This window comes from Sedimentibacter sp. B4 (genome assembly GCF_000309315.1).
In the GTDB taxonomy this organism is placed as follows: domain Bacteria; phylum Bacillota; class Clostridia; order Tissierellales; family Sedimentibacteraceae; genus Sedimentibacter; species Sedimentibacter saalensis.
The window spans coordinates 1-4,355 of record NZ_CANG01001156.1 but is presented as its reverse complement, the minus strand read 5'-3'; the positions used below and the strand labels follow the sequence as shown (position 1 = coordinate 4,355).

5 protein-coding genes are annotated in these 4,355 nt (G+C 36.4%); 3 read left to right on the top strand and 2 right to left on the bottom strand.

Translation table 11 applies throughout. The annotated features are described in order from the left end of the window. Positions 1–80 precede the first annotated feature (80 nt). Positions 81–383 carry an AzlD domain-containing protein gene (locus BN358_RS22020; protein ID WP_019230578.1) on the bottom strand — a complete coding sequence of 101 codons (303 nt, stop codon included), beginning with the start codon at positions 381–383 and terminating at the stop codon, positions 81–83. Next, complete coding sequence (locus tag BN358_RS22015; protein ID WP_019230577.1) at positions 380–1,066, bottom strand: AzlC family ABC transporter permease; 687 nt, start codon at positions 1,064–1,066, stop codon at positions 380–382. The genes BN358_RS22020 and BN358_RS22015 overlap by 4 nt, the downstream gene beginning before the upstream one ends. Positions 1,067–1,245: 179 nt before the next feature. Here BN358_RS22015 and BN358_RS22010 point away from each other — a divergent pair, with 179 nt between their 5' ends. The 3 genes from BN358_RS22010 (at position 1,246) to BN358_RS22000 (ending at position 4,333) form a co-directional block, all read left to right on the top strand. Beyond that, complete coding sequence (locus BN358_RS22010) at positions 1,246–2,076, top strand: AraC family transcriptional regulator (RefSeq protein WP_019230576.1); 831 nt, start codon at positions 1,246–1,248, stop codon at positions 2,074–2,076. Positions 2,077–2,086: 10 nt separating this feature from the next. After that, the gene (locus BN358_RS22005; RefSeq protein ID WP_019230575.1) at positions 2,087–2,509 is read left to right on the top strand and encodes a DUF2000 domain-containing protein; all 423 of its coding nucleotides are present in this window, start codon (positions 2,087–2,089) and stop codon (positions 2,507–2,509) included. A 126-nt stretch (positions 2,510–2,635) separates the two neighbouring features. Further along, positions 2,636–4,333, top strand: a complete 1,698-nt coding sequence (locus BN358_RS22000; protein ID WP_019230574.1) for a M3 family oligoendopeptidase — start codon at positions 2,636–2,638, stop codon at positions 4,331–4,333. The last annotated feature ends 22 nt before the right edge of the window (positions 4,334–4,355 follow it).

Sequence of the window (4,355 nt, the reverse complement as noted above, 5' to 3'; positions counted from 1 at the left end):
CGCTAGCAAGAGATATTTCTAATAACTATTTAAAATTTAAATATTGCACAACACATCATGAGGTGTTGTGCTTTTCTCTTCTACACCAACATATAAACAACAATATCAGATATTATTGCTCCTACTACTACTAACATAATTGGCATTTTCAACCAGCTTAATATTACTGCCACAAAGGCACCAACAAGCCCGATTGCCATATTTCCTTCATCAACTGACAAAACCCCCGGGAAAATCAATGCTGCCATTGCCGTATAAGGAATAAGGCTCAAAAATTTCTCCATCTTTTTATTAAATCTAATTTTTTCAACCAGGACTGCAGGAAGCATTCGAGGTAAATATGTTACAATTCCCATTCCAATGATTAAAATTAATATCCTCATTCCATGCTCCTTTCCTCATCCTTTATTATGACCATCCCAATACATGCACCTATTAATATTGAAAAGATAAGTGCTGTGCTGGATGAAAAAAACATTCCAAACATGCTGTTAATAATCCCTGTGATGATTACGACCAAAAACAACTGCATATTCTTTCTAATATTAGGCATAAGTATTGCTATAAATGAAGCATAAAATGCTATTCCAAGGCTTTTAGAAATTGTATCAGGCAATACGCTAAGTGCGATACAGCCAATGGCAGTGGAGGTAATCCATGAAATACCAAGGACCACATTGATTCCAAATAAAAATATATCATCATCCTCTCCTTCTTCACTCATGGAAAACAAAGCAAAAGATTCATCACACAACACATAAGCCAGGGCCATTTTTTTAAGCAGCCCCTTTTCTTTTAATCTGTTCATCACATATGTACTCATTATAAGATGCCTGAGGTTAATTAAAAATGTTGCAAATATAATTGCCGGAACGGATGCTCCCTGAACAAGCATGCCTATAGACATAATCTGGCTTGCTCCGGCAAATACTATAATTGACATGAGTATTGCCTGCCACGATTCCAGTCCTCCCTGCCTTGCTATAATTCCAAAAGAAATTCCAACCGGTATGACTCCCATACATATGGGCAGTCCTGTTTTTACTCCAGAAATAAATCGCTTCATGCTGTAAACTTCCCCTTTATCTTTAAATACATCTATTCTACTACACAAAAATTTACAACGCAATTTATATTTATCCGTTTTGTGATATAATGTCATTAAAAATTATAAGAAAAAGTCAATATCGTACAAGAGCCGTAAAAAACCTTGTGATATTCTTATATTAAAGAAAGGAGCATGTCATGGAACTTGAAGAACGAACAGTTTGTTATGACAGGGATTTGGAAGTTGAAGCCTACCGTTTTAAGGGTGTTATGCAGAAATTCCCCAACCATTTTCACGAATATTATGTAATAGGCTACATTGAAAGCGGCAAGCGCCGTTTGTCATGCAAGAATAATGAATTCACCATAGGCACAGGTGATTTGGTGTTGTTTAATCCTATGGAAAATCACACCTGCGAGCAAATAGACCAAAATACATTGGATTACAGATGTATCAACATAAAGCCTGAAATAATGAAAAAGGCTGTGCATGAAATCACAGGCAGGGAATATCTCCCTCAATTTTCGCAGCCTGTGGCATTTGACAGCGAACAGTCTTCTCTTCTTTGTGAACTTCATCAGGCCATAATGGAAGAACAGGACGATTTCAAAAAAGAAGAAACATTCCTTTTTTTAATAGAACAGCTACTGGATGAATACACGCTTCCGTACTCTGAATCAATAGAATCATATCTTAATACGGAAATAAAAGAATTATGCACATACATAGAAGAGCATTATGCAGAACATATCACCCTTGATGATCTAAGCAAAATTGCAAAAATGAACAAATACTCCCTGCTCCGATCATTCACCAGAATCATGGGTATCACTCCATACCGTTACTTGGAAACGGTGCGTATAAATGTCGCAAAAAAGCTGCTTGAAAATGGAACTGAACCAATAGAGGCTGCAATGGAAACAGGCTTCGTGGACCAAAGCCACTTTTCAAACTTCTTCAAGGAATTTATCGGACTTACTCCAAGACAATATAAAAATATTTTTACAAATAACAAAGACAGACATTAGAGAGGTAATTATGGAAAATCAAAATCAAAAATGCGTCATGGTAATAGATGAAGCACTACCCCTTGGGATTATATCAAATACAGCAGCAATAATGGGGATAACTTTAGGCAAGCAAATTCCTGATGCTGTTGGTTCAGATGTAATAGACAAGACAGGCAACTCTCACATGGGAATTATTGAAATTCCAGTTCCCATATTAAAAGGAAATCATTCAATGCTCAAGGACCTTCGAAGAAGGCTGTATGAGCCGGAATTTTCAGACTTAACTGTTGTTGACTTTTCAGATGTGGCTCAAGGCTGCAACACATATGATGATTTCACCAGAAAAATTTCAGGAGTTTCTGAAAGTGAGCTGAAATATTACGGAGTTGCTATTTGCGGAAACAAAAAGCTGGTTAACAAACTTACAGGCAGCATGCCGCTGCTAAGATAACTGTCAGGATTCTCCCGACAGTTTTTTTATTATTTTTAGGAAAAAATTATTAATTTTTACAAATATTATGTATTTTAAAACATTCCTGTGGTAATATAAATGTATACTTAATTTCAGGAGGTTTTTATGAAATTTAATGACTATGAATATGTGCGCCCGGAAGTAGACTCAGTCAGGGCAAAGTTTTCATCACTTATAGAAAAATTCAACAATTCAGACAGCGCAGACGATCAATATAACATAATAAATGAACTGAACGAAATATCAAAAAATGTGGACACCATGTTCAATTTGGCTTCAATAAGGCATTCCATCAACACTGCAGATGAATTTTACGACAAGGAAAATGAATATATGGATGAAGTTTCACCCATATTCAAAGGGCTTACCGTTGAATACTACAAGGCCCTTATAAACTCCAAATTCAAAGAAGAACTTAAAAAAAGAATTCCTCCTCAGTATTTCACCATGGCTGAACTTGAAATCAAATCATTTTCTGATGATGTAATTGCAGAGCTGCAGGAAGAAAACAGGCTCCAAAGCGAATACGACAAGCTTGTTTCCTCAGCAAAGATAAATTATGACGGTAAGGTTTTGAACCTGTCTCAAATGCAACCATACATGCAATCGGCAGACAGAAGCATAAGAAAAGAATCATATGAAAAATACAGCGGATTCTTCAAAGATAATTTAGATAAATTTGATGAAATTTATGACAAGCTTGTTAAAGTGAGAAACAAAATTGCTGTGAAGCTTGGATACAAGAACTTTGTGGAGCTGGGATACATCAGGCTTCACCGCTCAGAATACAATTCCAAAGATGTTGAAGGTTACAGAAACCAGGTACTTAAATACATTGTTCCGCTGACTGTAAATCTTAGAGAACGCCAGGCAAAGAGACTTGGAATTGAAAATTTAAAATACTATGACAAGGATTTAATCTTTACAACAGGCAATGCCACCCCTAAAGGAAATACACAGTGGATGCTTGACAATGCTCAAAAAATGTATACAGAGCTTTCAAAGGAGACCGGCGAATTTTTCAACTACATGGTTGAAAGCGACTTGTTTGACCTTGAGACAAAACCAAACAAGCAATCCGGAGGATATTGCACATTCATTCAAAATTACAAGTCTCCTTTTATTTTTGCAAACTCCAATGGAACATCTGATGATGTGGATACACTCACTCATGAGGCAGGTCATGCATTTCAGGTTTATGAAAGCAGGAACATAGAGTTCCCTGAACTCATATTCCCAACACTTGAGGCATGCGAAATTCACTCCATGAGCATGGAATTCATAACATGGCCGTGGATGAAACTGTTCTTTAAAGAAGATGAACTTAAATACAAATTTTCACATTTGTCAAAATCAATGCTGTTCATACCTTACGGCGTAACCGTAGATGAATTCCAGCACAAGGTTTATGAAAATCCGGAACTTACTCCGGCTGAAAGAAGAGCTCTTTGGAGAGAAACAGAAAAGAAATATCTTCCATGGATTGACTATGAAGACAACCAGTTCTATGAAGAAGGCGGATACTGGTTCAGACAGGGACACATATTTGATGATCCGTTTTATTACATTGACTACACGTTGGCTCAAGTTTGCGCTTTTCAGTACTGGATTAAATTCACTTTTGAAGACAAAAATAAGGCATGGGAAGATTATCATCACCTTTGCCAAATCGGAGGAAGCAAGCCATTCCTTGAGCTTCTGAAAGAAGGAAACTTAAACAGTCCATTTGAAGATTCAACCATAGAGTCAGTAATTGAGCCAATTAACAACTGGCTGGACAATGTTGATGACACAAGACTGTAAATTATATAAATTAAAGAAAAGA